24 protein-coding genes are annotated in these 25,741 nt (G+C 63.5%); 13 read left to right on the top strand and 11 right to left on the bottom strand.

Annotated features, from left to right (window positions below; translation table 11 throughout):
* The 4 genes from LQT98_RS13625 to recR form a co-directional block, all read left to right on the top strand.
* On the top strand, nt 1-557 hold a 557-nt coding region (locus tag LQT98_RS13625; protein ID WP_331282549.1), incomplete at its 5' end, for a DNA polymerase III subunit gamma/tau C-terminal domain-containing protein.
* A gap of 7 nt (nt 558-564) precedes the next feature.
* On the top strand, nt 565-903 hold the full coding sequence (locus tag LQT98_RS13620; RefSeq protein WP_231462848.1) for a YbaB/EbfC family nucleoid-associated protein: 339 nt from the start codon (nt 565-567) through the stop codon (nt 901-903).
* A 72-nt stretch (nt 904-975) separates the two neighbouring features.
* Nucleotides 976-1,431 (top strand): hypothetical protein, encoded by a 456-nt coding sequence (locus LQT98_RS13615; protein ID WP_231462846.1) that lies wholly within the window; start codon nt 976-978, stop codon nt 1,429-1,431.
* A gap of 5 nt (nt 1,432-1,436) precedes the next feature.
* Nucleotides 1,437-2,039, top strand: coding sequence for a recombination mediator RecR (gene recR / locus LQT98_RS13610; protein ID WP_231462843.1), 603 nt, complete (start codon nt 1,437-1,439; stop codon nt 2,037-2,039).
* 92 nt (nt 2,040-2,131) lie between these two features.
* Here the strand turns inward: recR and hcnC are convergent, their stop codons facing one another.
* From hcnC to LQT98_RS13590, 4 genes are all read right to left on the bottom strand, one after another.
* The gene (hcnC, locus tag LQT98_RS13605) at nt 2,132-3,394 is read right to left on the bottom strand and encodes a cyanide-forming glycine dehydrogenase subunit HcnC (protein ID WP_231462841.1); all 1,263 of its coding nucleotides are present in this window, start codon (nt 3,392-3,394) and stop codon (nt 2,132-2,134) included.
* Nucleotides 3,395-3,396: 2 nt separating this feature from the next.
* On the bottom strand, nt 3,397-4,794 hold the full coding sequence (locus LQT98_RS13600; RefSeq protein WP_231462839.1) for an FAD/NAD(P)-dependent oxidoreductase: 1,398 nt from the start codon (nt 4,792-4,794) through the stop codon (nt 3,397-3,399).
* Nucleotides 4,791-5,105: a (2Fe-2S)-binding protein gene (locus LQT98_RS13595; RefSeq protein WP_048409839.1), complete on the bottom strand. Its 315-nt coding sequence runs from the start codon at nt 5,103-5,105 to the stop codon at nt 4,791-4,793. Before LQT98_RS13595 ends, LQT98_RS13600 begins: the two co-directional genes overlap by 4 nt.
* 615 nt (nt 5,106-5,720) lie before the next feature.
* Complete coding sequence (locus LQT98_RS13590) at nt 5,721-6,419, bottom strand: GntR family transcriptional regulator (protein WP_048409840.1); 699 nt, start codon at nt 6,417-6,419, stop codon at nt 5,721-5,723.
* A 325-nt stretch (nt 6,420-6,744) separates the two neighbouring features.
* Between LQT98_RS13590 and LQT98_RS13585 the strand changes: the two genes are divergently transcribed.
* The 6 genes from LQT98_RS13585 to LQT98_RS13560 all read left to right on the top strand — a co-directional run bounded on the left by LQT98_RS13585 (nt 6,745) and on the right by LQT98_RS13560 (nt 14,275).
* The gene (locus tag LQT98_RS13585; RefSeq protein ID WP_231462836.1) at nt 6,745-7,746 is read left to right on the top strand and encodes a 4-hydroxyproline epimerase; all 1,002 of its coding nucleotides are present in this window, start codon (nt 6,745-6,747) and stop codon (nt 7,744-7,746) included.
* A 1-nt stretch (nt 7,747) separates the two neighbouring features.
* Complete coding sequence (locus LQT98_RS13580; RefSeq protein ID WP_231462833.1) at nt 7,748-8,992, top strand: NAD(P)/FAD-dependent oxidoreductase; 1,245 nt, start codon at nt 7,748-7,750, stop codon at nt 8,990-8,992.
* Nucleotides 8,993-9,257: 265 nt separating this feature from the next.
* Nucleotides 9,258-10,646 (top strand): Na+/H+ antiporter NhaC, encoded by a 1,389-nt coding sequence (gene nhaC / locus LQT98_RS13575; RefSeq protein WP_231462832.1) that lies wholly within the window; start codon nt 9,258-9,260, stop codon nt 10,644-10,646.
* A 53-nt stretch (nt 10,647-10,699) separates the two neighbouring features.
* Nucleotides 10,700-11,575: a 4-hydroxy-tetrahydrodipicolinate synthase gene (dapA, locus tag LQT98_RS13570; RefSeq protein ID WP_048409844.1), complete on the top strand. Its 876-nt coding sequence runs from the start codon at nt 10,700-10,702 to the stop codon at nt 11,573-11,575.
* An 11-nt stretch (nt 11,576-11,586) separates the two neighbouring features.
* The gene (locus LQT98_RS13565; RefSeq protein ID WP_231462829.1) at nt 11,587-13,068 is read left to right on the top strand and encodes an aldehyde dehydrogenase; all 1,482 of its coding nucleotides are present in this window, start codon (nt 11,587-11,589) and stop codon (nt 13,066-13,068) included.
* A gap of 73 nt (nt 13,069-13,141) precedes the next feature.
* Nucleotides 13,142-14,275, top strand: a complete 1,134-nt coding sequence (locus LQT98_RS13560; protein WP_231462827.1) for a branched-chain amino acid ABC transporter substrate-binding protein — start codon at nt 13,142-13,144, stop codon at nt 14,273-14,275.
* A gap of 196 nt (nt 14,276-14,471) precedes the next feature.
* Here LQT98_RS13560 and LQT98_RS13555 read toward each other — a convergent pair whose 3' ends face one another.
* The 7 genes from LQT98_RS13555 to LQT98_RS13525 form a co-directional block, all read right to left on the bottom strand.
* Nucleotides 14,472-15,866 carry an aminotransferase-like domain-containing protein gene (locus tag LQT98_RS13555; RefSeq protein ID WP_048409847.1) on the bottom strand — a complete coding sequence of 465 codons (1,395 nt, stop codon included), beginning with the start codon at nt 15,864-15,866 and terminating at the stop codon, nt 14,472-14,474.
* Between the two features lie 73 nt (nt 15,867-15,939).
* A complete protein-coding gene (ccoG, locus tag LQT98_RS13550) occupies nt 15,940-17,301 on the bottom strand; it encodes a cytochrome c oxidase accessory protein CcoG (protein WP_231462825.1) in 1,362 nt (453 codons plus the stop codon).
* Nucleotides 17,302-17,591: 290 nt separating this feature from the next.
* Entirely contained in the window at nt 17,592-18,221 is a 630-nt protein-coding gene (locus LQT98_RS13545) for a MarC family protein (RefSeq protein ID WP_048409849.1), read from the bottom strand.
* A 143-nt stretch (nt 18,222-18,364) separates the two neighbouring features.
* The gene (gene dapE, locus LQT98_RS13540) at nt 18,365-19,498 is read right to left on the bottom strand and encodes a succinyl-diaminopimelate desuccinylase (RefSeq protein ID WP_231462823.1); all 1,134 of its coding nucleotides are present in this window, start codon (nt 19,496-19,498) and stop codon (nt 18,365-18,367) included.
* Nucleotides 19,495-19,845, bottom strand: coding sequence for an arsenate reductase (locus LQT98_RS13535; RefSeq protein ID WP_048409851.1), 351 nt, complete (start codon nt 19,843-19,845; stop codon nt 19,495-19,497). The genes dapE and LQT98_RS13535 overlap by 4 nt, the downstream gene beginning before the upstream one ends.
* A 7-nt stretch (nt 19,846-19,852) precedes the next feature.
* Nucleotides 19,853-20,983 carry a PilT/PilU family type 4a pilus ATPase gene (locus LQT98_RS13530; RefSeq protein ID WP_231462821.1) on the bottom strand — a complete coding sequence of 377 codons (1,131 nt, stop codon included), beginning with the start codon at nt 20,981-20,983 and terminating at the stop codon, nt 19,853-19,855.
* 135 nt (nt 20,984-21,118) lie between these two features.
* Entirely contained in the window at nt 21,119-22,801 is a 1,683-nt protein-coding gene (locus LQT98_RS13525) for a long-chain-fatty-acid--CoA ligase (RefSeq protein ID WP_231462818.1), read from the bottom strand.
* Between the two features lie 456 nt (nt 22,802-23,257).
* On the opposite strand from LQT98_RS13525, the gene rimP reads away from it, so the two are divergent.
* From rimP to LQT98_RS13510, 3 genes are all read left to right on the top strand, one after another.
* Nucleotides 23,258-23,683, top strand: coding sequence for a ribosome maturation factor RimP (rimP, locus tag LQT98_RS13520; RefSeq protein WP_048409119.1), 426 nt, complete (start codon nt 23,258-23,260; stop codon nt 23,681-23,683).
* A gap of 52 nt (nt 23,684-23,735) precedes the next feature.
* A complete protein-coding gene (gene nusA, locus LQT98_RS13515) occupies nt 23,736-25,214 on the top strand; it encodes a transcription termination factor NusA (RefSeq protein ID WP_231462814.1) in 1,479 nt (492 codons plus the stop codon).
* Nucleotides 25,215-25,253: 39 nt separating this feature from the next.
* A partial coding sequence (locus tag LQT98_RS13510) for a translation initiation factor IF-2 N-terminal domain-containing protein (protein ID WP_231462811.1) occupies nt 25,254-25,741 on the top strand: 488 nt, incomplete at its 3' end.

Genomic DNA, 25,741 nt, shown 5'->3' with positions numbered 1-25,741 from the left:
CGCCGGCAAGCCCGCCGCCGCGGCCCGCGGCGCCAGTGGCCAGCGAGGAAGACGAGGACAAGGCCGGCGATGTCGGCCCGGAGGATGTGCCCTGGGGCCAGGGCACGGCGGCGGACGAGGAGATGCCGTCCTATCTGCAGGCGCCGCCGGAGGAAGCGGTCGATTATGAGTTCGACGGCGACTGGCAGGCGCTGGTGACCGAGTTGGGCGTCAAGTTGGGCGCGGCGCGCATGCTGGCCCATAATGCGGTATTGAAGGATTGGAGCCAGCACGGCCTGGCGCTGGCGGTGCCGGAAAGCTTCCGCCACATGACCAGCCGCGATTACCAGGACAAGCTCAAGCTCGCCTTGCGCGAGCGTTTCGGCCGGCCGGTGGAATTGACGGTGACGGTGGAGGAACTGGGCCTGGAAACGCCGGCGATGAAGGACGCCCGCCATCGGCAGGAGCAGTTGGACATCGCCCGCGAGAATATGAAAAACGATCCGGTGGTGCAGCAAATGGTGCGTGAATTCGACGCGACGCTGCTCATCGAAACCATTCAACCCGTTAAGGAGTGAAACGATTATGTTTGGCAAAGGTGGTATCGCCGGCCTGATGAAGCAGGCCCAGCAAATGCAGGACAATATGAAAAAGGCGCAGGAAGAGCTGGCCAAGGTGGAAGTGGAAGGCCAGTCCGGCGCCGGCATGGTCAAGGTGGTGATGACTTGCGCGCACGATGTCAAGCGCGTCAGCCTGGACGACAGCCTGCTGGAAGACGCCAAGGAAGACAAGGAAATGCTGGAAGACCTGATCGCCGCCGCGCTCAACGACGCGGTGCGCAAGGTGGAAGCCACCACTCAGGAGAAGATGTCCGGTTTTTCCGCCGGCTTGAACCTGCCGGCCGGCATGAAGCTGCCGTTCTGATCGCAGCGGCTTCGCTATCCGGATGGCTCGGCGCGCGCCGGGCCATTTTTGCGTTGTCCGATGGAGGCCGCGATGCGCCGATTCGCTCATTTCACCGTGCGTAGCCGGCTGCGCGCCGATGCGGACCAGGTGTGGGCGCACGCCACCAGCGCCGTCGGCATCAATGCCGAGCTGCGCCCCTGGCTCCGCATGCGCTTGCCTGGCAATGTGCTGCCCGCCGGGCTGGCGCCGCCGGCGCGCATAGGGCGTTGCTGGATCCTGTTGTTCGGCCTGCTGCCGGTGGAGTATGACGAGCTGGAGCTGACGCGGCTGGAGCCGGGCGCCTTCGACGAGCGTTCGACCATGCTGACCCAGCGGCGCTGGCTGCACCGGCGGCGGGTGCGCGCGGTGGCCGGCGGTTGCGAAGTGGTGGACCGTGTCGGCTTCGCACCGCGCGCGCCGCTGCTGCTGCGGCTGCATTACGCTATTTTCCACTTGGTCTTTGCCTGGCGGCATGCGCGCCTGCGCCGCCGTTTTTCCCGATTGTGAACGCGATGAAGAATCCTCCCGCCCTAGACCACCTGATCTCCGCGCTGAAAGTGCTGCCCGGCGTCGGCCCCAAGACCGCGCAACGCATGGCCTTCCATCTGCTGCAACGCGACAAGAAGGGCGCGGACAAGCTGGCGCGCGCGCTGGACCGTGCGCTGACCCAATTGACCCACTGCGAGCGCTGCAACACCTTCAGCGAAACGCCGCTGTGCCCGATCTGCGCCGACGAGGAGCGCCGGCAGGATTTGCTGTGCGTGGTGGAGATGCCGGCGGATCTGCTGACGCTGGAACAGGCCAAGTGCTTCGACGGCCTGTATTTCGTGCTGATGGGCCGCATCTCGCCGCTGGATAATGTCGGCCCGAGCGACATCAATCTGGACAAGCTCTTGGTGCGGGTCCAGGACCAGGGGGTGGAGGAGGTGATCATCGCCACCAATTTCACCGCCGAGGGCGAGGTCACCGCGCACATGATCGCCGAACTGCTGAAGGAGCGCGGCCTGAAGGTGACGCGCATCGCGCGGGGCATGCCGGTGGGCGGCGAGCTGGAGTATGTCGACCTGGGTACCTTGGCGCAGGCGGTGTATGAACGTCGCGGCGTTGGCCAGTAAGAGGGTGGACTCGGCTGGACAAAAAAAGCAGGCCGGACTAGCCGGCCTGTAACAGAGGAACATCTGGGAACTGGTTTGTCTTTGACTGGCTCTTAGGCCGGCATCAGCTCGGCCGCGGCCGGTTTGACGGGTGCGGCGTGAAAACGGTCGGCCAGGAAAGGGCTCACGTCCAGCGGCGGCGTTTCGCCACGCACCAGCGCGTCCAGCATCACCCCGGTGATGGCCGATGTCAGAATGCCGGTGCGGAAATGGCCGCAGGCGTTCAGATAGCCATCCACGCCCTGCATCGGCCCCAGGATGGGTAGCTCGTCCGGCGAACCGGGGCGCAAGCCGGCCCAGCAGCGCTTGATATTGATGTTCTTCATCTCCGGCAGGCAGCGGATCGCGCCCTTGACCAGGCCGGCGATTTCCGGATAGGTGTTGCTGACGTCGAAGCCCTTGTCCTCGGTGGTGCTGCCGATCAGGATTTCACCGTTGTCCTTCTGCGCGATATAGCAATCGCTGGTGGTGATGCAGCCGCGCAGCAGCTTGGGCATCTTTTCCGACAGCACGATCTGGCCCTTGACCGGTTTGACCGGAATATCGACGCCGGTCGCCCATTGGCTCAACTCGGCGGCCCAGGAGCCGGCGGCGTTGATCAGGGTGTGGCAATGGAATTCGCCGGCTTCCAGCGTGCGCACGCCGGTGACGCGCGAGCCTTGCTTGAGCACGCCGGTGACATTGGTGTTGAAGAACACGTCGACGCCGTTCTGGCGCGCCGCCTCGGTGTAGGCGTCGGTCAGGCGGAAGGGGCTGACCTGGTGGTCGCACAGGAATTCCAGCGCGCCGGTGGCTTCATGGCTGATATAGGGCTCGTTTGCACGCAGCTGAGCCTGGTCCACCCAGCGCACCTGGTCGGACAGATGGGGGATCTGCGCGGCGATGTGTTCGGCGTAGAGCTGATCTTCTTCATCGTAAATCACGAATTTGAGCCCGGTTTCCTCGAACTTGAAATCCATGCCGTGGTTTTCGATCAATTCCTGATGCAGGGCCGGATACAGCGCATTGGAAGCCAGCGCGAAATTGAAGAAGGATTCCGGCAGGATGTGCGGGGTGCTGGCGTCCACGGCGATGGCGGCGCCGGCCGCCTCGCGCTTGTTCTTGGCCGAGGTCATGCGGAAGAAGATCACGCCGCAGCCCAGGCCAACCGATTCGCCTATCGCCCACAGGCCGCCGGCGGACGCGCGCGAGGCGTTGCCGGGGCGCTTGGCGTCGATCAGCGCTATTTTCAAGTCCTTGCGCTTGGATAGCTGGTAGGCGCAAGAGGCGCCGATCACGCCGCCGCCGGCAATCACGATATCGTATTGTCTGCTCATGGTCAGGCCTCTTCGGTTTCGGTTTGGAAGGCGGAGAACGGCAAGGGGTCCAGCGGGAAGCGCGGACGGATCCAGCCCACATCGGCCTTGCCGGTATGTTCGCGCAGCCGATCGCTGCAATAGCCGACGCACATCTTGCCCTGGCAATCGCCCATGCTGACGCGGGTGCGCATCTTCAGGCTGATCAAATCCTGCACCCCCTGTTCCAGCGCGGTGTCTATGTCCTTGCGCAGCGCGTTTTCGCAGCGGCAGATCACGGTGTCTTCGCGCGGCAGCGACAGCTGGCCGCTGCCGCGTTGGGTGAAGCTGTCGATGCCGACGCGGAAGCGCAGTATCGCTTTCAGTTCGGTCAGGTAGCGCTGGCGGTTCTTTTCGGCCAGCTCGGCGCTGATCGCGCCGCGTTGCTTGAGGATGGACTGGGCGGCGATGCGGCCGCTGAGCATGGCGGCTTCGCCGCCGCGCAGGCCGCCGATGTCGCCGGCCAGGTGGATGTGGCTTTCGCTGCTTTGCTGCCAGTCGTTGATTTCCGGCTTGAGGAAGCCGTCGGAGTCGTAAGCGTGGCGCAGGCCCATTTGCTGGGTCAGCTGGGTGCGCGGGATGAAGCCATAGCCGACCGCCAGGGTTTCCGTGGCCAGGTTGACGGCCTGGTTCAGATCCGGCGTCCAGTTGTCGTCGTAAGGCGCGACGGTGACTTGCTGCAATTCCTGCTGGCCGCAGGCTTCCACCACGCCCCAGCCGTAATGCAGCGGGATGCCGTGCAGTTTCAGGTAGGCCAGCATGCTCAGGCCGTCCAGGAATAGCTGCGGCTTATTGAGCATGGCCAGGGTTTCCTTGGCCATGCGGCTGAAGGAGCAGGCTTCGTAGACCCCTTGCACGGCGGCGCCGGCGCGGTGCAATTGACAGGCGACCAGCGGCAGCAGCGGGCCGGTGCCGACAATGGTGGTGCGGCCCAGCGGCTTGACCACGCCGCTCTTGATCTGTAGTTGCAGGCCGCCCAGCATGATCACGCCTGGCAGAGTCCAGCCGGGGAAGGGCACGCTGCGCTCGTGGCAGCCGGCGGATAGCAGCAAGTGCTCGAAGTCTATCTTCTCCACCTTTTCTTCCGCGTTCAGCGCGTACAGCCATTGGCCGGCCTCGCCGCCGACGACGCGGCTGTTCAGCTTGACGTCCACCGCATGGGCGACCTCGGCGAATTCCGCGTGCAGGGCGTGCATCGCGTCGCGATAGCGCTCGCCCAGATAGTCCAGGGTCACGCCCTGGCGCAAGGGGCCGCGGTATACCACGCCGCCAAGGCGGGAGGCTTCATCCAGCAGGGTGCAAGGCAGGCCGTGCTTGACCAGTTCGATGGCGGCGGCCATGCCGGCCGGCCCGCCGCCGACGATGACGGGGCGCAAGCTCATTGCAAGCCCTCCTGCTCGATACGATTGGCTCCGGTTTCCACCCGCATGCCAGGCTGCACCACGGTCTGGCAGGCGCGGCGCTTGTAGCGGCCGTCGATGCGCACCAGGCAGCAATGGCAAACGCCCATGCCGCAGTAGGAGGCCATGGTTTGCTGATTGTCGTTGCGGGCAACGCGGCGCAGGCCGATGGCGTTGAGCACGCTGAGCACGGTCTCGCCCTGGGCGGCGGCTACGGTGTCGCCATTAATGTTTATGGCGATCTGATTATCATTCAGTTCTTGAATGTCATATTTTCTGTCTAAATGTGGCATCACAATGGCTCATTTTGTTTCAGCTGACACGATAAGAGGTGCCGGATGGAACGCAGGTCCGACAGTTGCTTCCGGCGGCGGGCGATTTCATGTTGTCAGGCAATCGTCTGACAATCGGGCTATGCGCTGAAATTCATAGCCTAATTATGATGAATCGCTTTTTAATTGTCGTGAGCATTGTTATCGCATTGTATGGATACAGGCAATGTACAGTTTGGTGTGATCAGATGTATACAGATTGGGGTGGGCAGGACTGTGTGGGGTGGTGTGGGAGTATGATTTTTGTTTGTTAAACAAAGCGGTAAGCCTAAGGGAATCAATATCGCTTTGTCTGGGGAATATGTTTTTCTGTTATTTTGATGCCTATAGCATTTTCAAAACTGTGCATTATTTGATAATAATCAAACGATCAAAATTGTAATGTCAATAGAGCTATTTTGAATATAAGAAAAGTATTCATATTGACTATCTAGGTATGGCAAACCTTGCCGATCAAGGTGGGCTCACGGTCGGTAAACTGGATGGGATGAGAAGTGAGTCGTCGAATCGGTGGCGGCCATCAGCGATCGATAGGCGTGACAGGGCATGGTCATGCAATGTGCCCAGGATGTGGGCTCAGGCCTGTCTGGCCGCCACGCCGCGGCCGCTTTCCCCTTGGTGTGTCTGATGCCAGGCTTCCAGCGCCTCTTCGGCGTTGAGGATGTGCTGTCGCAGAAAGGCAGCGGCGCTGACCGCGTCCTTGCGGCGGCATAATTCCAGCATCTCGCTGTGCTCGCGATGGGCGCGGTCGCTGAAATTGGTCAGCAGGATCTGCATCCGGGTATAGCGATCGGTGCGGTTGTGCAGTTGCTCGATCAGCGCCAGCGTTTGCGGTCGATTGGCCGCCTGGTACAGCGCCAGGTGGAAACGACAATTCAGAATCCCCCAGGTGCCGACATCGCGCCTATGCAGCGCATCCTCGAACTGGGCGAGGAAGGCGCCGGCGGCGTCCAGATCCGCCTGGGTCTGCCGCGGCACCGCCTCCAGCAGCATATCGCATTCCAGCAGCACTCTGACGCGCAGCAATTCCAGCACTTCCGGCAGCGATAGCTGGGCGATCACCGCGCCGCGCCGCTCGGTGATGGCCACCAATCCCTCCGCTTCCAATTGTCGCAGCGCTTCGCGCAGCGGCACCCGGCTGACGCCAAGCTCCTTGGACAATGCTTCTTGCCGCAACTGGGTGCCGGCCGGCCATTCGCCCATCAGGATGCGCTGGCGCAATGCGTCGGTGGTGGCGGAGGTCAGGGTCTGGCGCGGCGTGTTGGCTTGAGTCATGGCGGTGTCGGCGGTTTGAACCGGCGAATTATCACAGGCGCGCCCTGGGCCGGCAATGGCTGGCATGGGCCGCATCGGCAATTTTGTATTCAATTTTTGAGAATTATGTATCCATAAAAATGGTATGAACAGTCTGTTTTTATGCTGCGATGCAAGGTGTATAAAACGCAACATAAATTAATTTATTGATTTTAATGATAAAAATATTGATTTCCATGTAAATGAAAGAAATTTTGTAGGCAAGATCCCATCTGGCTGGATGTGGAAATTGTATTCAAAAATAAGCGCGGTTACAGTGAGGCCATCCCAAGCGAGGAGCACGAAGATGGCGGTACATGAATTTGAATGTCTCGATGGCCATACCTGCGGCAATCCGGTGCGGCTGGTGGTGAACGGCGGCCCGCAGCTGGAAGGGGAGACGCAGGCGGAGCGGCGGCTGGACTTCATGCGCCGCTATGACTGGATACGCACCGGCCTGATGTTCGAGCCGCGCGGCCATGCGCAGATGTCCGGCGCTTTTCTGTATCCGTCGACACGAGAGGATTGCGATATCGCGGTGCTGTACATCGAAACCAGCGGCTGCCTGCCGATGTGCGGCCACGGAACCATAGGCGTGGTCACCATGGCGCTGGAGCATGGCCTGGTGACGCCGGCCACGCCCGGTGTGCTGAATCTGGACACGCCGGCGGGCAAGGTGGCGGCGCGCTACCGGATGGACGGCGACAAGGTCGCCGCGGTGACGCTGACCAATGTGCCGTCCTTTCTCTATCTGCGCGATGTGGAGGCCGAGGTGTCGGTGCTGGGGCGCTTGCGGTTGGACATCGCCTATGGCGGCAATTTCTATCCCATCGTCGAGACGCAGCCGGGCTATCGCGACATGGCCGACTTTTCGCCGGCGCAACTGGTGGCGATGGGGCGCGAACTGCGCGAATACCTGAACCGGCATTACGACATCGTCCACCCGCTGGACCCCAATATCCGCGGCGTGCGCCATTGTCTGTGGACCGGCGCGCCCAAGAACATCGGCTCCAGCGCCGCCAACGCGGTGTTGTACGGTGAATCGGCGCTGGATCGCTCGCCCTGCGGCACCGGCACCTCGGCGCGACTGGCGCAGCGGCACGCGCGCGGCCTGCTCGCCATCGGCGAGGATTTCGTCCACGAGAGCATCATCGGCAGCCAGTTCATCGGCCGCGTGCTCGAGGAAACCCGGGTCGGCGACTACCCGGCCATCGTGCCCTCGGTGCAGGGCTGGGCGCGCTTCACCGGCTACAACCGCATCCTGCTGGACGATGCCGATCCTTACGTCCACGGCTTCGAGGTGGCCTGAGATGAGCGAGCGAGTCATTGTCGTCGGCGCCGGCGTGGTGGGCATCGCCACGGCGCTGCAGCTGCGGCAAGCCGGCCTGGAGGTGCTGCTGCTGGACCGCGGCGAGCCGGCGCGGGAAACCAGCTACGGCAACGCCGGCGCGCTGGCGGTCAGCGATGTGATTCCACTGGCTGAGCCCGGCGTGTGGCGGCGTCTGCCCGGCTGGCTGCTGGACCCGCTGGGGCCGCTGGCGGTGCGCTGGCGCTATCTGCCCTCGCTGGCGCCGTGGCTGGCGCGTTTCGCGCTGGCCAGCCGGCCGGCGCAAGTGGCGGCCTTGACCCGCGCGCTGGCGGCGCTGCTGAACCGCGCCGCGGCCGATTACGCGCCGCTGGTGGCGCAGGCCGGTTTGGATGGCATGTGGCGGCGGCACGGCGCGCTGACCTTGTATCGCGACGCGGCCGAACTGGAACAGGCCTTGCCGGCGTGGCGGCGCAAGGCCGAGCACGGCGTGGCCTGGCAGACGCTGGACCGGTCGGCGGCGCAGGCCTGCGAGCCGATGTTGCAGGACGGCTGGGAGCGCGCGGTCAAGGTGGCGGCCTGGTCCCATGTCGATGATCCCTATCTGTTCAGCCGCGGCCTGTTCGACGCCTTCCTCGTCGCGGGTGGCGCTTTCGAGCGAGTGGAAGCGACCGCCTTGAGCGAGCGCGGCGGCAAGGTGGACGGCGTGGTCTGCGCCGATGGCCGCACGCTGGCGGCGGGAAACGTGATCGTCACCGCCGGCATCTGGAGCGATCGCTTCACCCGGCAGTGCCGCTACCGGGTGCCGCTGGAAAGCGAGCGCGGCTATCACGTCAATCTGCCCAAGGCCGGCGTGGCTTTGCGCCATTTCATCCAGTGCGCCAGCGAAAGCTTCGTGATCCTGCCGCTGGCCGACGGCGGCCTGCGCCTGGCCGGCACCGTGGAGTTGGCGCACCGCGACGCGGCGCCGGATTGGCGGCGCGCCGAAATCCTGCTGGACAAGGCGCGGCGCATCGTCGGCGATTTTTCCACCGAAGGCATGACGCTGTGGATGGGCAACCGGCCGTCGTTGCCGGACACCGTGCCGGTGATAGGCCCGGCGCCGGATCGCCAGGGCCTGTATTTCGCGTTCGGCCATGGTCATCTGGGCCTGACGCTGGCCGCCACCACCGGCGCGCTGCTGTGCGACATGCTGCTGCAGCGTCCCAGCGGCCTGGATCTGCGGCCCTACCGGCTGGCGCGTTTTTAGAACGTGGGCGAGACAAGGCGAAAACGGTTGAGGCAGCGGAATGTACAGGGGGTACATGAGCATTCTGAGAGCGTTTTCAACGCCGTATCGCCGACGCGCAGCAGATCGTAAACAGGTTCTTAGGGCGATTCCCAATCCAAGGCGATGGCCGCGTTTTCGTCTGGTCTCGCGCGCCAGGCCATGCACCGGCTGATGGTCGCGTGGGCCGTTTCCGCCCGCGGACTCGATTCCGCGCGCGGCATAACTAAAGCAGAGGAGAAGCATCATGCAAGCAAGATCGCCACGGTTGCCGAGCGCAATCCAGGTCGTCGCGGTAATGGCCGGCTTCATCGCCATCATGTGCTTGTTCCTGAATGTGCTGGACCTGCCCATCCAGTTGGCGCTGTTCAGCAGCTGGTTCCTGGTGATAGGCCTGGGCAACTGGCTGGGCCATAGTTACGACGCGATGCAGCAAGGCCTGATCCAGGGCATTTACAACGGCATGGTGGCGGTGCTGGTGTTGATCACTGTGGGCGCCTTGATCGGCACCTGGATCGCCGGCGGCGTGGTGCCGGCCATCATCTACTACGGCCTGGCCATCATGAGTCCGCAGATCTTCCTGGGCGCGGCCTTCATCATCTGCATGCTGACCTCGCTGGCCACCGGTACCTCCTTTGGCACCGCCGGCACGGCGGGCATCGCGATGATGGGCATAGGCTACAGCTTCGGCATGCCTTTGCCGCTGGTGGCCGGCGCGGTGATTTCCGGCGCCTACGTCGGCGACAAGATGTCGCCGCTGTCCGACACCACGGTGATGACCGCCTCCTTGTGCAAGGTGGACCTGATCGACCATATCCGTTCGATGATGTGGGTCAGCGTGCCGGCGGCGGTGCTGACCGCGCTGCTGTTCCTCGGCGTCGGTTTTTTCTATGTCGACGCCGGTCTGGACACCAGTCGCGCGGATCAGGCGATGCAGGCGCTGGCCTCGCACTTCACCATCAATGGCTGGCTGCTGCTGCCGGCGGTGGCGGTGATCGCGATGCTGACGATGCGGCTGCCGTCCATCCCGGTGATGGGCGTGGTCTGCGCCTGGTGGGCGCAGGACATGCCCGTGCTGGACGCGGTGCGTACCGCTTATTTCGGCAACCGCACCACGTCCGACGTCGAGTTTCTCAACACCTTGCTCAATCGCGGCGGCATCGAGTCCATGCTCAGCGTGATCGCGCTGATCCTGTTCGCGCTGGGCCTGGGCGGCCTGATGGAGCGCGCCGGCATCCTGGAAGTGATCAGCGCCAATTTTCTGCGCTGGGCCAATAATCCGGGCCGCTTGACCGTTTCGACGATTCTGGGCGGTTTCTTCGGCAACTTCTTCGGCGGCGCCGCCTATGTGTCGCTGATCACCGCCAGCACCATCACCGAGCGCAATTACGACTTGCAGGGCATAGAGCGCCGGGTGCTGTCGCGCAATGTCGAGGCCGGCGGCACGGTGACCGCGCCCATGGTGCCGTGGAGCGACGGCGGCGTGTTCATGGCGGCGACGCTGGGCGTGTCCACGCTGCAGTATCTGCCTTTTCTCTGGTACCACCTGCTGGTGATCGCCATCAGCGTGTTCTACGGCTACGCCAATATCGCGATCTGGCGCACTCGTACCGACGCCGCAACGGCCCCGGCTTGAGGCCGGCGGCCATTGCGTTTCACTGGATTCCCACCGCGTAAAGGAAAAACGCTATGCAACAACAAGGCATTCTGGTTCCCATCGTCACGCCGTTCGACCGCGACGGCCATCTGGACCTGGCGGCGCTGCGGCAGCTGGTCGAGCGTTTCATCGAACAAGGCGTCGCCGGCGTGGTCGCCTGCGGCACCACCGGCGAGTATTACGCCTTGAGCGAGGACGAGCGCCGCCAAGTGCTGGAGTGCGTGGCCAAGGCGGGCAAGGGGCGGCTGCGGCTGATCGCCGGCGCCAACGATCTGTCCACCAGCGGCGCGATAGCGCGCGCGCGCCAGGCGGCGGAGCTGGGCTACGAGGCGCTGATGCTGGCGCCGCCGGCCTACAGCTTGCCGGATCAGGCCGGCATCGTTGCCCATTTCAAGGCGGTGGCCGCCGCCAGCGCGCTGCCCATCATCCTCTACAACTTCCCGGCGCGCGCCGGCGTGTCCATAGACATCGCCAGCGTGGCGGAGCTGAGCCGCGAGCCCAATATCGTCGGCATCAAGGAAAGCAGCGGCGATTTCAGCCGCGCGCTGGCGCTGATCCAGGCGCGCTTGCCCGATTTCGAAGTGATCTGCGGTTGCGATGACCAGGCGGCGGATTTCCTGTTCTGGGGCGTGCGCAGCTGGATCAGCGGCGCGGCCAATGTCTTCCCCGGCGAGCAGGTGGCGATGCTGAACGCCGCCAAGGCCGAGGATTGGGCGCGGGTGCGCACGCTGATGGCGGCGATGTATCCGGCTATCCAGGCGATGGAATCCGGTGGCTACAACCAGAAGGCCAAGCTGGGCGTGCGCCGTCACGGCGTGGAGGCCGGCGATGTGCGGTTGCCGCTGCTGCCGCTGCCGGGCGCGGAAGCCAAGGCTTTCCTTGACGCGCTGGCCGCGTTCGATCGTTAAAGGAGACTGCAATGTCATTAAGCAAGGAAGCCGTATTCGAACACGCCCGCGCCGGGCGCTTGTGGGCCGGCCCGTTGATCCCCGGCCACGAAGGCAGGGGCGAGCGGCTGGACAACCGGACGCCTATGGACAACAGCCTGATCGGTCATGTCGCCGCCGGCGACGCCGCCGATGTCAACGCCGCGGTGGCGGCGGCGCGCGCCTGCTTCGAGTCCGGCGAATGGTCGCGCCGGCCGCCGGCGGAGCGCAAGCTGGCGATGCAGCGCTGGGTGGCGCTATTGCAAGAACACGTGGAAGAGCTGGCGGCGCTGGACTGCATCGACGCCGGCAAGCCCATCACCGAATGCCTGAACACTGATCTGCCGGCCACGCTGGACACCTTTGCCTGGTACGCGGAGGCGATAGACAAATGCTACGGCAAGGTGGCGCCCACCGGGCCGGATGCGCTGGGCTTCATCGTCAAGGAGCCGATAGGCGTGGTGGGCGCGGTGCTGCCGTGGAATTTCCCGGCGCAGATGTATGCGTGGAAGGTGGCGCCGGCGCTGGCAGCCGGCAACTCGGTGGTGGTGAAGCCGGCCAAGCAGACCTCGCTCAGTGCCTATCGCATCACCCAGCTGGCGCATCAGGCCGGCATTCCCGCCGCCGCGTTGACCCTGGTCACCGGTTCCGGCCAGGCTGTGGGCGAGGCGCTGGGACGGCATCCGGACGTGGACATGGTGTCCTTCACCGGCTCCACCGAGGTGGGGCGTTTATTCCTGCGCTATTCCGCCGACAGCAATCTGAAGGAAGTGGTGCTGGAACTGGGTGGCAAGAGTCCGCAGCTGGTGTTCGAGGACGCCGAGCTGGACGAGATCGTCGACGACGTGCTGGCCGCGGCGTTCTGGAATATGAGCGAGAACTGCAGCTGCGGTTCGCGCTTGATCGTCGCCGCCAGCGTCAAGGACGCCTTGTTGGAGAAGCTCAAGCGGCGTTTGGCCGGCTGGAAGCTGGGCCTGCCCACCGATCCGACGGTGCAGGTGGGGCCGTTGGTGGAGCAAGCCCATTTCGAGCGGGTGAAAGCCTATCTGGAAGCGGCCAAGGCCGAGGGTGCGCGGCTGGTTCATGGCGGCCGCATCCACGCCGAGCTGGGCAGTGGCTGGTATATCGAACCCACTATCTTCGACCAGGTCAGCGCCAAGATGCGCATCTTCCAAGAGGAAATCTTCGGCCCGATCCTGGCGGTGAGCACCTTCGACAGCGAAGAAGAAGCGGTGCGCCTGGCCAATGACAGCGTTTTCGGCCTGGCCGCCTCGCTGTACACCCGCGATGTCAGGCGCGCGCAGCGCGTCGTCGCCGCCTTGCGCGCCGGCACGGTGTCGGTCAATGGCTTCTCCGAGGGCGATATCACCACGCCGTTCGGCGGCTTCAAGCAATCAGGCTTCGGCGGTCGCGACAAGGGGCTGGAGGCGCTGGAGCAATACCAGCAGACCAAGACCATCTGGTATGTGAACTAGTATCCGGCCGGCGCCGCTGCCGCGGTGCCGGTCGTATTCCGCAGCACCGATGTCAAAACAAAGGAGAGACAAGATGAAACCCATTATCCCCCTGCGGGCGGCGTTCGCCGGCGCCGCGCTATTGCTGGGCGTCCAGGCGGCCGCCGCCGAAACCGTGATCAAGATCGGCTTCGCCTCGCCCTTGTCCGGTCCGCAAGCGCATTACGGCAAGGACAATGAAAACGCCGCGCGGCTGGCGGTGGACGAGCTGAACGCGCGCAAGCCGCAGATCGGCGGCCAGCCGGTGCGCTTCCAACTGCTGGCGGAGGACGACCAGGCCGATCCGCGCATCGGCACCCAGGTGGCGCAGCGCTTCGTCGACGCCGGCGTGAAGGCGGTGCTCGGCCATTTCAATTCCGGCGTATCCATCCCGGCGGCGCGCATCTACGCCGCGGCCGGCATTCCGCAACTGTCGGTGTCCACCAATCCCGCCTATACCCAGCAGGGCTACCGCACCGCTTTCCGCTTGGTGGGCAGCGACAGCCAGGTGGGCGCCGCGCTGGGACGTTTCGCGGTGCAGACGCTGAAGGCGAGCAGCATCGTGGTGATAGACGATCGCACCGCCTACGGTCAGGGCATCGCCGACGAATTCGCCAAGGCGGTACAGGCCAGCGGCGGCAAGATCGCTCGTCGCGAGTACACCAATGACAAGGCCAATGATTTTTCCGCCATCCTGACTGCGGTCAAGCCGCTGCGGCCGCAGGTGGTGTTTTACGGCGGCGCCGACGCCCAGGCCGCGCCGATGGCCAAACAGATGAAGCGGCTGGGGCTGGACGCCAGGCTATTGGGCGGCGACATGCTGCAGACCCCGACTTTTCTCAGCCTGGCCGGCGATAGCGCCAACGGCCACTTCGCCGGCATTCCCGGCGGCCAGCTGAACGACAGGCCGGCGGGCAAGGCTTTCCGCCAGCGCTACCAGGCGCGTTTCAAACAGGATGTGGTGCGGTTGGGGCCGCAGTTCTACGACGGCATGATGCTGGTGGCCGCCGCGATGCAGCAGGCGGGCTCGGTGGAACCGGCGCGTTATATGCCGGTATTGGCCAAGCTCAGCTACGTCGGGGTCAGCACCGATTTTTCCTTCAACGCCAAGGGCGATCTCAATAAGGCGGCGGTGACGATTTCCGAGGTCAAGAACGGCCAGTGGGCGACGCGGGCGGTGATGCAATAGTCAGGGTGGAATGCGCGCCCGGGACCTTAGAACCTGTTCAATGTCTGCTGCGCTTCGGCGATACGGCGTTAAAAACAAGCTCAAAATGCTCATGTACCACTTGTACATTCCGCTTTTTCGCTCGTTTTCGCCTTGTCTCGCTCTAGCTCGCGAGATCGTGCACAGGTTCTTGGTCCCGGGCTTTTTGCGCGCGGCGTCAGTAGGCGCTGGCCGGGCTGAGCAGTTCAGCCAGCAGCGGCACGCCGGAGCGTTGCTGCAGCGGATCGTAGAAGCTGAAGTTCAGCCGCATCGCATTGCCGGCGTCCTGGCCCGGGGTGTGGAACAGCTGGGACGGCGCGAAGTGCAGGCCCTGCTGCATCGCCATCGGCAGCAAGCGGCGACAGTCGACGCCGGGCGGCAGTTCCACCCACAGGAAGTAGCCGCCCAGCGGCAGCGCCATCCGGCAGTCGGCTGGGAAATGGGTGGCGATTTGCTGTTGCAGCGCGGCCAGATTGTTTTGCAGGCGCTGGCGCAGCAAGCTGAGCATGTCCTCGTGGTGGCCGCCGGCCAGCAGCCGCGCCAGCGCCATCTGGCTGGGTAGCGGCGTGGCCAGTGAGCTGCACAGCTTCAAGCCCATCACGCTGTCGCGGAAGCGCCCGGCGGCGATCCAGCCGACGCGGTAGCCCGGCGCCAGCGATTTGCTGAACGAGGAGCAGTGCAGCACGCTGCCGCGCTGATCGAAAGCCTTGAGCGGCAATGGCGCGCCTTCGCCGAAGTACAGCTCGCGGTAGGTGTCGTCCTCGATGATGGGCACGCGGTGGCGTTCCGCCAGCGCCAGCAGCGCGGCTTTTTGCGAATCGCTCATCACCTGGCCGGTGGGGTGCTGGAAATTGGGCATGGCGATGATGGCGGCCGGCTGATGCTGGATCAGCAATGCTTCCAGCCGCTCCAGGTCCAGCGGCTGGCCGGGTGGACAGTTAAAGCCCACCGGGCGCAACGCCAGTTGTTCCAGCTGCTCGAAGATGGGCGGGAAGGCCGGGGTGATCACCAGCATGCAATCGCTGCCGCTGAGGCGGGCCACCGCGCGGATCGCCAGGTTCAGCGCCTCCATGCCGCCGCAGGTGATCAGCATCTCCTCGCCGTCCAGCTCCACGCCCTGGGCCAGGTAGCGCAGCGCCAGCTCGCGGCGCAAGCCCTCGTAGCCCTCGCTATCGGTGCTGGACAGCGCGTAGCGGTAATCGCTGAGCGCGCGGGTCAGCGCGCGAGTCAGCGGCGTGGTGTTGATCAGCACCGGGTTCATGAACGGGCAGCCCCAGGGCATGGGCAACGCCATGGTCAGGTGTTCGGCGCGGAATTCGCCGGGATGGTCCGGCAGCGGCGGCGCCTGCCGCAATGACAGCGAGGACAGGCCCAGCACCCGGAAGCCGGAACGGGGCAGCGATTCGATCAGGCCTTGTTTTTCTAATTCGGCGTAGGCGCGCTGGGCGGTGGTGATGCTGACCTTGTGGTCCAGGCATAGCTTGCGCAGCGAAGGCATGCGGTCGCCGGGGCGCAGATGGCCCTGCTCGATGGCATGGCGGAAGCGCTGGCTCAGTTGACTGGTCTTGCTCATGGTATTCCTGGCGGTTGAGCCGCGGCGGCGGCGCGCCGCGGCATGACTGCTGATGGACTGCTAAAACACGCGTTCATTCGCCGATGAAGCTGGATTTTTCCCTGATGATACTACCGTCATGGCTCAGCGAGCTGACCACGAAATAGATGTCGTGCGCGCCGCGGGTAGCGTGTTCGGGTTCGGCCTGCACCCTGACGGTGACGGTTTCGGTGCGGGTGGGCGCCACTTCGACCACCTGTCCGGGCTTGTCCAGCCTCAGGCTGGGCAGGCCTTCCACCTGGATCTTGAAGCGCTGCGCCTGCTCGCTGGTGTTGATCAGCTTCAGGTTGTAGCTGTTTTCCAGCAGGCCGTCGTCGGTGGCGCGCACCAGGATGGCGCGGTCGCGCAACACATCCACCTTGAACGGCTTTTTCAGGATCAGCGCGGTGGTGGACAGCGCGATGATGCCGGCCAGCAGACTGGAGTAGACGATGACACGCGGACGGTGGCTGCCGCCGGCGCGTTGCGGCTTGTCGGCGGCTTCCAGCGCGGCGGCGCTGGTGTAGCGGATCAGCCCGCGCGGCGCGTGGATCTTGTCCATCACCTGGTCGCAGGCGTCGATACAGGCGGCGCAGCCTATGCATTCATATTGCAGGCCGTTGCGGATGTCGATGCCGGTGGGGCAGACCTGCACGCAGATGCCGCAATCGATGCAGCTGCCGCGCGCCTTGTCGGCCGCTTGCTTGCCCTTGCCACGCGGCTCGCCGCGACGGTTATCGTAGGAGATGATCAGGGTGTCGTTGTCGAACATCGCGCCCTGGAAGCGGGCGTACGGGCACATGTGCAGGCAGACTTTTTCGCGCAGCACGCCGGCCAGCAGCCAGGTGAAGCCGCCGTAGAACAGGATCCAGAAGCTTTCCCACGGGCCGTAGGCCAGGCTGGGCGCGGCGGCGGCCAGTTCGCGCACCGGGGTGAAGTAGCCGACCAGGGTGAAGCCGGTCAACAAGGAGAACAGGCCCATCAAGCTGTGGGACAGCGTCTTGCGCGTGAATTTGTTCACGCTCATCGGCGCGGCGTCGAGCTTGCGGCGTGCATTGTGGTCGCCCTGCGTCAGCCGCTCAATCCAGATCATGATCTGGGTATAGACTGTCTGCGGACAGCTATAGCCACACCAGAGTCGGCCGGCCAGCGCCGTCCATAGGAATAGGCCCAGCGCGCAGATCACCAGCAAGGCGGCGAAGTAAATGAAGTCCTGGGGCCAGAAAGTGAGGCCGAAGATCAGGAAGCGGTGCTGCTCCAGATCCAGGTGCACCGCCTGGCGGCCATTCCACTGCAGCCAGGGCAGGCCGAAGAAAGCCAGCTGGGTGGCGAGCACCATGAATACTCGCGCATTGTTGAAACGGCCGGTAGTCAGTCGGGGGTAGATTTTGATGGGGACGGCGTGCTGGCTAGACATGGTGAAATGCCCATTGAATGAAAACCCCTTATTAGTACTGCTTGGGATCGGTACAAACAATGAACAGTTCACCCTTAAAATGTGTATACAGCGTCATCTGTCCATATACAGGCGCAGACTGCAAGGACAGCGTTTAAATCAAGAAATACTAGTAAAAACAGTGTGTTTTGTGCGATATTCGCCCGCGCCGCTGCCAGGGGGAAGCGATGCGGGCGGAGGAAAATCGCTTGGGACTGTATTGATGTTGTGCGTGCGAGAATGTTGCCGAATAAGCAGATTCTGCGCGATTTTCAGCGGGTTAGCTGCGGGAAAAGACGATAAATTCCGTCAACGATGATTTCCACCGACACCGCCGCCAGCAACATGCCCATCACCCGGTTGACGATGTTGATGCCGGTCTGCCCCAATAGCCGCGACAGCGGCGAGGCCAGCACCAGCGCGCCGTAGCAGGTGATCGCCACCAGCAAACTGCTCACTAAAAGATAAACCACCTGTACCCAGGATGATGCGGTGGTGGCATAGATGATCACGGTGGAGATGGTGCCCGGCCCGGTCATCAGCGGGATGGCCATCGGCACTACCGCGATATTGGTCTTGGTCTCGGCTTCTTCGCGTTCCACCTTGGTGGTCTTGGTCGGCCCTGGCTTGGCGTTCATCAGCGCGATGGCGATCAGCATCACCAGCAAGCCGCCGCCCACCTGGAAGGAGCCGACGCTGATGCCGAGAAAGCGCAGCAAGGTCTCGCCGACGACGGCGAACAGGCAGAGCACGATGGCCACGGCGATGGCCGTGGTCTTGGCGATCTTCTTGCGCTCCAGCTGGTTGGAGGTGGGCGTCAGGCTGATGAAAATGGGAATGGCGCCCAGCGGATTGACCAGCACCAGCAGCGCGATGAATATTTTTGCGATTTCGACTTCCATGGTTCGGATCATACCTTTCGCAGGAGGCCGCCGCATTCAGGCGGGAGACGGGAAGCGTCGACGCCGCGCCACGGCGGCGCGCCGCAAAGCAAAAAAACCGGCCGCGCCAGGCGCAACCGGTTTCAGCATAGCCGGAATTCGGCTTAGACAGCGTTCAGCAGCAGTTCCAGCGTGCGCCGGTAAATCGCCGACAGCGGTTCAATGTCGGCCACTTCCACGCACTCGTTTAGCTTGTGGATGGTGGCGTTGACCGGGCCGAATTCCACCAGTTCGCTCGCGACGCGCTTGATGAAGCGCCCGTCGGAGGTGCCGCCGGTGGTGGACAACTCCGCCTGGCGGCCGGCGATCTCGGCGATGGCGCGGCCAAGCGCCTCGGTGAGCTTGCCTGGCTGGGTCAGGAAAGGCTGGCCGGACAGCTGCCAATGCAACTCGTAGCCCAGGCCATGGCGGTCCAGGATGGCGCAGACGCGCTCCTTCAGTGATTCCGCGCTGCTCTCCGGCGAGAAGCGGAAGTTGAAGCGGATGTCGCAATGGCCGGGGATGATGTTGCCGGCGCCGGTGCCGGCGTGGATATTGGACACCTGCCAGCTGGTGGGCGGGAAGAAGGCGTTGCCCTCATCCCAGCGCGTCGCCGCCAGCTCGGCCAACGCCGGCGCCATCAGGTGCACCGGGTTCTTGGCCAGGTGCGGATAGGCGATATGGCCCTGGATGCCGTGCACGATCAAATGGCCGGACAAGGAGCCACGGCGGCCGTTCTTGATGGTGTCGCCCAGCGCCTGGTCCGAGGTGGGTTCGCCGACGATGCAATAGTCCATGGTCTCGCCGCGCGCCTCCAGCGCGTCCACCACCTTGACGCTGCCGTCCACCGCCACGCCTTCCTCGTCCGAGGTGATCAAGAGGGCGATGGAGCCGGGGTGGTCGGGGCGGGCGGCGACGAAGTCTTCGCAGGCGGTGACAAAGGCGGCCAGCGAAGCCTTCATGTCGGCGGCGCCGCGGCCGTAGAGCAGGCCGTTGCGCACCGTGGGCTCGAACGGCGGGCTGTCCCATTGCTCCAGCGGGCCGGTGGGCACCACATCGGTGTGGCCGGCGAAGCAGACCAGCGGGCCGGCGTCGCCGCGGCGCGCCCAGAAGTTGTCGACCTCGCCGAAGCGCATGCGCTCGACGCGAAAGCCGATGGCTTCCAGCCGGGCTATCATCAGCTCCTGGCAGCCTTGGTCGCGTGGCGTTACCGAATCCAGCCGGATCAGCTGCCGCGCCAGTTCTAGGGTGGCGCTCATTTCAGCAGACGCTCCGCCCAGTCGGCTTCGATAAAGCCGACGCTGATCTTGCCGCCGGCGTCCAGTACAGGGCGCTTGATCACCGAGGGGTTGGCCTGCATCAGCGCCAGCGCGGCCGGCAATTGCTCGGCGCCGGCCTTGACTTCGTCCGGTAATGCGCGCCAGGTGGTGCCCTGGCGATTGATCAGCTTGGCGAGGCCGACCGCGCTCGCCCATTGCTCCAGGCTGGCGGCGTCCACGCCTTGTTTCTTGAAATCATGGAAATGGTAATCGAGGCCGTTGTCGCTCAGCCATTGGCGGGCTTTCTTGACAGTGCTGCAGTTGGGGATGCCGTAAAGAGTGATCATGGGTGGGTTACAGGTCCAGTTTGATGCTGTCGAAGCTTGGCGGCTCGCCGCCATCGGGTTTCTTGTTGTCGCCGCTCGCCGGTTTTTCCTTGGTCTGATTGATCAGCCAGTACAGATTGGTGGGTGAGTCGGCGTTTCTCAGTGCCTCGTCCAGGCTGATGCGGCCCGCGCTATACAGCCGGTACAACGCCTGTTCGAAGGTTTGCGAACCATCGCTCATGCTGTTTTCGATGGCTTCCTTGATTTTGTCTATCTCTCCGTTGCGGATCAACTCCGAAATGCGCGCGCTGTTGATCAGAATCTCGATCGCCGGCACCCGCCCGCCGTCCAGAGTGGGGATCAGCCGTTGCGAAACCACCGCTTTGAGCGCGGCGGACAGGTCCATCAGCAGCGCGGCGCGGCTTTCCGCCGGGAAGAAATTGATGACCCGGCTCAGCATGTGGTAGCTGTTGTTGCCGTGCAGCGTGGAAATGCACAAATGGCCGGACTGGGCGTAGGTCACCGCCTGGGTCAGCGTTTCCGGGTCGCGGATCTCGCCTATCATCAGCACGTCCGGCGCTTCGCGCATCGCGTTTTTCAGCGCGCGGGCGTAGGAGAGGGTGTCGAAGCCGACTTCGCGCTGGTTGACGATGGATTTGTCGTGGCGGAACAGGAACTCGATCGGATCCTCCACGGTGAGGATGTGGCCGCTCATGCTCTGGTTGCGGGTTTGCAGCATCGCGGCCACGGTGGAGCTCTTGCCGGAGCCGGTGGAGCCGACCACCAGGATCAGGCCGCGCTTGAGCTTGATCAGCTCGCTGAGCACCGGCGGCAATTGCAACTGCTCCAGCGAGGGGATGTTGGGCAGGATGTAGCGCACCACCATGCCCACCGAGCCGCGCTGCCAGAAGATATTGATGCGGAAACTGCCGAGGCCGGGGACGGGATGGCCCAGATTCATCTCGCGCTCCTGCTCGAACGAGCTGATCTCCTCCTCGCTCATCAGGCTGTAGGCCAACTGCTTGACCATGTCCGCGGTCAGCGGTTTTTCGTTCAGCGGCAGCAGTTCGCCGTTCTGCTTGATCATCGGCGGGGAGAAGCTGGTGAAGAACAGGTCGCTGGCGCGGCGTTCGGCCATCAGTTTGAAAAACGGCAGCATCAACATAATCGTGCACCCGGAACAAACAACTGTTATTTGGATAGGAGCGGCTGTCAGGCTTCAAGTGTAGCCGCCCACGCTCAAAAAAAACGCCGCCCAGGAGCGGGCGGCGGCGATTTCATCTGCGTGGCATGGTCAGGCCGGCTTGGCGGCGCCGCTCTCGTCGCGCAGCGCGCGGCGCAGGATCTTGCCGACATTGGTCTTGGGCAATTCGTCGCGGAACTCTACCAGCTTGGGCACCTTGTAGCCGGTCAGATTGTCGCGGCAGTGCTGGACGATGTCCTTCTCGCTCAGCGCGCGGTCCTTGCGCACCACGAACACCTTGACCACTTCGCCGGACTTGTCGTCCGGCACGCCGATGCAAGCCACTTCCAGCACGCCCGGGTGGCTGGCCACCACGTCCTCGATCTCATTCGGATAGACGTTGAAGCCGGACACCAGGATCATGTCCTTCTTGCGGTCCACCAGCTTGACGAAGCCGTCCGGCGTCAGCATGGCCATGTCGCCGGTGGCGAGGAAGCCGTCCGGGCTCAGCACCTTGGCGGTTTCGTCCGGACGGTTCCAATAGCCTGTCATCACCTGCGGGCCGCGGATGCACAACTCGCCCTGCTCGCCGGGGGCGACTTCCTCGCCCTCGGGGCCGCGCAACTGCATCTCGGTGGAGGGCACCGGCACGCCGATGGTGCCGTTGTAGGCAGCCAGGTCCAGCGGGTTCATGCATACCGCCGGGCTGGCCTCGGTCAGGCCATAGGCTTCCACCAGGGTCACGCCGGTGACCTGCTTCCACTTGTCTGCCACCGCCTTTTGCACCGCCATGCCGCCGCCCAGCGCCAGGCGCCAGGTGGAGAAGTCCAGCTTGGCGAATTCCGGATTGTTCAGCAGCGCGTTGAACAGGGTGTTGACCCCGGTCATGCAGGTAATCGGGTATTTGCTCATCTCCTTGATGAAGCCGGGGATGTCGCGCGGATTGGTGATCAGGATGTTGAGCGCGCCCATCTCGGTGAACACCATCAGATTCGCGGTCAGCGAGAAGATGTGATACAGCGGCAGCGCGGTGACGATGATTTCCTGCCCCGGGCGGATCGCCGGCTTCACCCATTCGCCGGCCTGCAGCATATTGGCGACGATATTGCGGTGCACCAGCATCGCGCCCTTGGACACGCCGGTGGTGCCGCCGGTGTATTGCAGGAAGGCGATGTCGTCGTGACTCAGCGCCACCGGCTGGTACGGCGCGCTCGCGCCTTGCGCCAGCGCGTCCTTGAAGCGGATGTGGCCGGGCAGGCGCCACGGCGGCACCATCTTCTTGACCTTGCGCACCACGAAATCGACCAGCATGCCCTTGGCGAAGCCCAGCATCTCGCCGATGGAGGCGATCACCACGTTCTTGACCTGGGTGCGCTGCAGCACCTGCTCCAGCACGCTGGCGAAGTTCTCCAGGATCACGATGGTTTCCGCGCCGGAATCCTTCAACTGGTGTTCCAGCTCGCGCGGGGTGTACAGCGGGTTGACGTTGACCACGGTGCCGCCGGCGCGCAGCGTGCCGAACACCGCGATCGGGTATTGCAGCAGATTGGGCATCATCACCGCCACGCGGTCGCCCTTTTTCAGCCCCAGCTTGTGCTGCAGGAAGGAGGCGAAGCGGCCGGAGAGCTGATCCATTTCGCTATAGCTGAGCTCCTTGCCCATGCAGGCCAGCGCCGGGCGGTCATGGAATTTCTTGACGCTGCGGTCGAAGACCTCGACCACGGACTGGAACTGATTGATGTCGATTTCGTGAGCTACGCCCGGCTGGTAGTTTTTGAGCCACACCTTTTCCATAAATCCCGGTTTCTCCATCGTGCTGGTTAACGAGAGTCGCGCCAGCGTGTCGCGCGCCGGCGGGCGTCGTACCTATTTGGTGACTATATATTTGTTATGTCGTGGCGGCTTGGGCGCCACTGAGAACGTGTTCACGATCTCGCGAGCTAAGGCGAGACAAGGCGAAAACGGCTGAGAAAGCGGAATGTACGGTTGGTACATGAGCATTTCGAAGCCGTTTTCAACGCCGTATCGCCGACGCGCAGCAGATCGTAAACAGGTTCTGACGTCAAACTGCTGTTTGAGTGCTCGGTAATGTACCGTAACTGGAACCGCTCGCAAAGAAGTCCGCTGCAAACTGCCGCCGCCGCCGGAGTGGGGAAGGCGGCGCGCCGGTTTTCTTTTTCAATGGAATAGGTTACAATCGCGTCGGTTAGGGATGGGCGTTTCGCCCATTTTTTATTTGTGGAAAAAGCAATGGATGTTCGTTTGCTGCTGGAAAACACCCTGCCGGGTCTCGGCTATGAGTTGGTCGACTTTGAAATGACCCCAGGGGGCGGTTTTCGCGTTTTTATCGACAAGCCGGGTGGCATCACCGTGGAAGACTGCGTCCAGGTGAGCAATCACTTTACCCGCCTTTTCATGGTCGAGAACATCGACTACGAGCGACTCGAAGTGTCTTCGCCGGGCTTGGACCGTCCGCTGAAGAAAGAGGCTGATTTCGTCCGCTTCGCTGGAAAGCTTGCCAAGATCAAGACGCGCATGCCGATCGAGCAGCAGAAGAAATTTACCGGTCGTCTTGCCGGGGTCGAGGAAGACTCTGTGAAGCTGGATGTGGATGGCCGCATCGTGGCGATTCCGTTTGCCAATATCGACAAGGCCAGGCTAGAGCCTGAGTTTTGATGTCTGGACGGCCATAAAGCCACGCAAAAGGACAAAAATCGGAGAGGAATGAATGAGTCGCGAGATTTTGTTGCTGGTGGATGCCCTGGCGAGCGAAAAGAATGTCAGCAAGGATGTGGTGTTCTCCGCCCTTGAAATGGCGCTTGCCTCGGCAACCAAGAAAAAATTTACCGATGACGAGATGGACGTGCGCGTCGAAATCGATCGTCACAGCGGTCAGTACCAGACCTTCCGCCGCTGGCTGGTGGTGGAAGACGAGCTGCTGGAATCGGAAAGCAAGGAAATCGGCTTGGTCGACGCTCGTGAGCGCGATCCGCGCATAGAGCTGGGCGCTTACATCGAAGAGTCGATGGAGGCCGTGGAGTTTGGCCGCATCGGCGCGCAAACCGCCAAGCAAGTGATTCTGCAGCGCATTCGCGACGCCGAGCGCGAACAGTTGCTGAACGAGTTCCTGCAGCGCCGCGAGCACCTGGTGACCGGCACCATCAAGCGCATCGAACGCGGCAACGCCATCGTCGAATGCGGCAAGCTGGAAGCGGTGCTGCCGCGCGATCAGATGATCCCCAAGGAAAACCTGCGCGTGGGCGACCGCGTCAAGGCTTTCCTGTTGCGCATCGATCGCCTGGGCCGCGGCCCGCAGCTGGTGCTGTCGCGCACCTCTCCGGAGTTCCTGACCAAGCTGTTCGAACTGGAAGTGCCGGAAATCGACGAAGGCCTGCTGGAAATCAAGGCCGCCGTGCGTGATTCGGGGATGCGCGCCAAGATCGCCGTCAAGGCCAATGACGCCCGCATCGATCCGCAAGGCACCTGCATCGGCATGCGCGGTTCGCGCGTGCAGTCGGTCAGCCAGGAGTTGGGCGGCGAGCGCATCGACATCGTGCTGTGGGCGCCGGAACCGGCTCAGTTCGTGATCAACGCGCTGTCGCCGGCTGAAGTCAGCCGCATCATGGTGGACGAAGACAACCACAGCATGGACGTGGTGGTGGAAGAGGAACAGCTGGCGCTGGCCATCGGCCGTGGCGGCCAGAACGTCAAGCTGGCCGCCGAGTTGACCGGCTGGTACCTCAACATCATGACCGTTGCCGAGGCAGAAGAAAAACACCAGGCGGAAGATGCCGCTGTGCGCGATCTGTTCGTGAACGCCCTGGGCGTGAGCGAGGATGTCGCCGCCGTACTGGTGCAAGAAGGCTTCGCCGCTTTGGAAGAAGTGGCGTATGTGCCGATTGCGGAAATGCTGGAAATTGAAGGGTTTGATGAGGAGCTGGTCAACGACCTGCGCAGCCGCGCGCGTGACGCTCTTTTGACACAGGCTATTGCGTCCGAAGAAAAAGTGGAAAGCGTTTCCGATGGCCTGCGCGATATCGAGGGCCTGGACGCCGAGCTGGTTCGCAAGCTGGCCGATGGCGGCGTGATCACCCGCGACGACCTGGCCGACCTGGCCGTGGACGATCTGGTGGACATGACCGGCATGGAGGCCGAGACCGCCCGCGCCGTCATCATGAAGGCGCGCGAGCACTGGTTCGACCAGTAAGGCCTGTCCGGAAAGAATTTACAGAATTTGGGAAGACGCATGGTTTTGACAAACGTAAAACAATTTGCCAGTGAGCTGAACCTCACACCGGAACGCCTGCTGGAACAGCTGGGCGCGGCCGGCGTGAGCAAGCGCTCGCCGGATGACGCGCTATCCGCGCAAGACAAGTCCCAGCTTCTTGACTATCTGAAGCGCTCCCATGGCGCGCGCGACGAAGAGTCGCGCATTGCGCTGACGCGCAAGTCCACCAGCGAGATCAAGACCGCCGACGGCAGCACCGTCAAGGTTGAGACTCGCAAGAAGCGCTTCGTGGTGCGTCCGGAAGACGCCGCAGCCGCTCAGCCGGCCGCAGCGGAATCCCGCCCGGCTGAGCCGGTGAAGGCGCCGGAACCGGCGCCCGCGCCTGCTCCGCAAGTCGTGGAAGCCAAGCCCGAGCCTAAGCCGCCGGTGGTGGAAGCCAAGCCTGAGCCGAAACCCGAGCCCGAGCCCAAGCCGCAAGCCGCGGCCGCCAAGCCGGAAGCCAAGCC

The organism is Chromobacterium aquaticum, from assembly GCF_021129195.1.
Lineage (GTDB): Bacteria > Pseudomonadota > Gammaproteobacteria > Burkholderiales > Chromobacteriaceae > Chromobacterium > Chromobacterium aquaticum.
Note: the sequence above shows the minus strand (reverse complement) of the source record. Positions and strands in the feature narration are given on the sequence as shown.

Bases quoted from the DNA above. Each gene is read 5' to 3' on its own strand.
- ccoG (WP_231462825.1), bottom strand. From the start codon at position 17,301: ATGTCTAGCCAGCACGCCGTCCCCATCAAAATCTACCCCCGACTGACT.
- LQT98_RS13585 (WP_231462836.1), top strand. From the start codon at position 6,745: ATGGCGGTACATGAATTTGAATGTCTCGATGGCCATACCTGCGGCAAT.
- hcnC (WP_231462841.1), bottom strand. From the start codon at position 3,394: ATGAGCAGACAATACGATATCGTGATTGCCGGCGGCGGCGTGATCGGC.
- nusA (WP_231462814.1), top strand. From the start codon at position 23,736: ATGAGTCGCGAGATTTTGTTGCTGGTGGATGCCCTGGCGAGCGAAAAG.
- LQT98_RS13525 (WP_231462818.1), bottom strand. From the start codon at position 22,801: ATGGAAAAGGTGTGGCTCAAAAACTACCAGCCGGGCGTAGCTCACGAA.
- LQT98_RS13535 (WP_048409851.1), bottom strand. From the start codon at position 19,845: ATGATCACTCTTTACGGCATCCCCAACTGCAGCACTGTCAAGAAAGCC.
- LQT98_RS13620 (WP_231462848.1), top strand. From the start codon at position 565: ATGTTTGGCAAAGGTGGTATCGCCGGCCTGATGAAGCAGGCCCAGCAA.
- rimP (WP_048409119.1), top strand. From the start codon at position 23,258: ATGGATGTTCGTTTGCTGCTGGAAAACACCCTGCCGGGTCTCGGCTAT.
- dapE (WP_231462823.1), bottom strand. From the start codon at position 19,498: ATGAGCGCCACCCTAGAACTGGCGCGGCAGCTGATCCGGCTGGATTCG.
- LQT98_RS13600 (WP_231462839.1), bottom strand. From the start codon at position 4,794: ATGAGCTTGCGCCCCGTCATCGTCGGCGGCGGGCCGGCCGGCATGGCC.
- LQT98_RS13615 (WP_231462846.1), top strand. From the start codon at position 976: ATGCGCCGATTCGCTCATTTCACCGTGCGTAGCCGGCTGCGCGCCGAT.
- LQT98_RS13590 (WP_048409840.1), bottom strand. From the start codon at position 6,419: ATGACTCAAGCCAACACGCCGCGCCAGACCCTGACCTCCGCCACCACC.
- dapA (WP_048409844.1), top strand. From the start codon at position 10,700: ATGCAACAACAAGGCATTCTGGTTCCCATCGTCACGCCGTTCGACCGC.
- nhaC (WP_231462832.1), top strand. From the start codon at position 9,258: ATGCAAGCAAGATCGCCACGGTTGCCGAGCGCAATCCAGGTCGTCGCG.
- LQT98_RS13565 (WP_231462829.1), top strand. From the start codon at position 11,587: ATGTCATTAAGCAAGGAAGCCGTATTCGAACACGCCCGCGCCGGGCGC.
- LQT98_RS13545 (WP_048409849.1), bottom strand. From the start codon at position 18,221: ATGGAAGTCGAAATCGCAAAAATATTCATCGCGCTGCTGGTGCTGGTC.
- recR (WP_231462843.1), top strand. From the start codon at position 1,437: ATGAAGAATCCTCCCGCCCTAGACCACCTGATCTCCGCGCTGAAAGTG.
- LQT98_RS13560 (WP_231462827.1), top strand. From the start codon at position 13,142: ATGAAACCCATTATCCCCCTGCGGGCGGCGTTCGCCGGCGCCGCGCTA.
- LQT98_RS13555 (WP_048409847.1), bottom strand. From the start codon at position 15,866: ATGAGCAAGACCAGTCAACTGAGCCAGCGCTTCCGCCATGCCATCGAG.
- LQT98_RS13530 (WP_231462821.1), bottom strand. From the start codon at position 20,983: ATGCTGCCGTTTTTCAAACTGATGGCCGAACGCCGCGCCAGCGACCTG.
- LQT98_RS13595 (WP_048409839.1), bottom strand. From the start codon at position 5,105: ATGCCACATTTAGACAGAAAATATGACATTCAAGAACTGAATGATAAT.
- LQT98_RS13580 (WP_231462833.1), top strand. From the start codon at position 7,748: ATGAGCGAGCGAGTCATTGTCGTCGGCGCCGGCGTGGTGGGCATCGCC.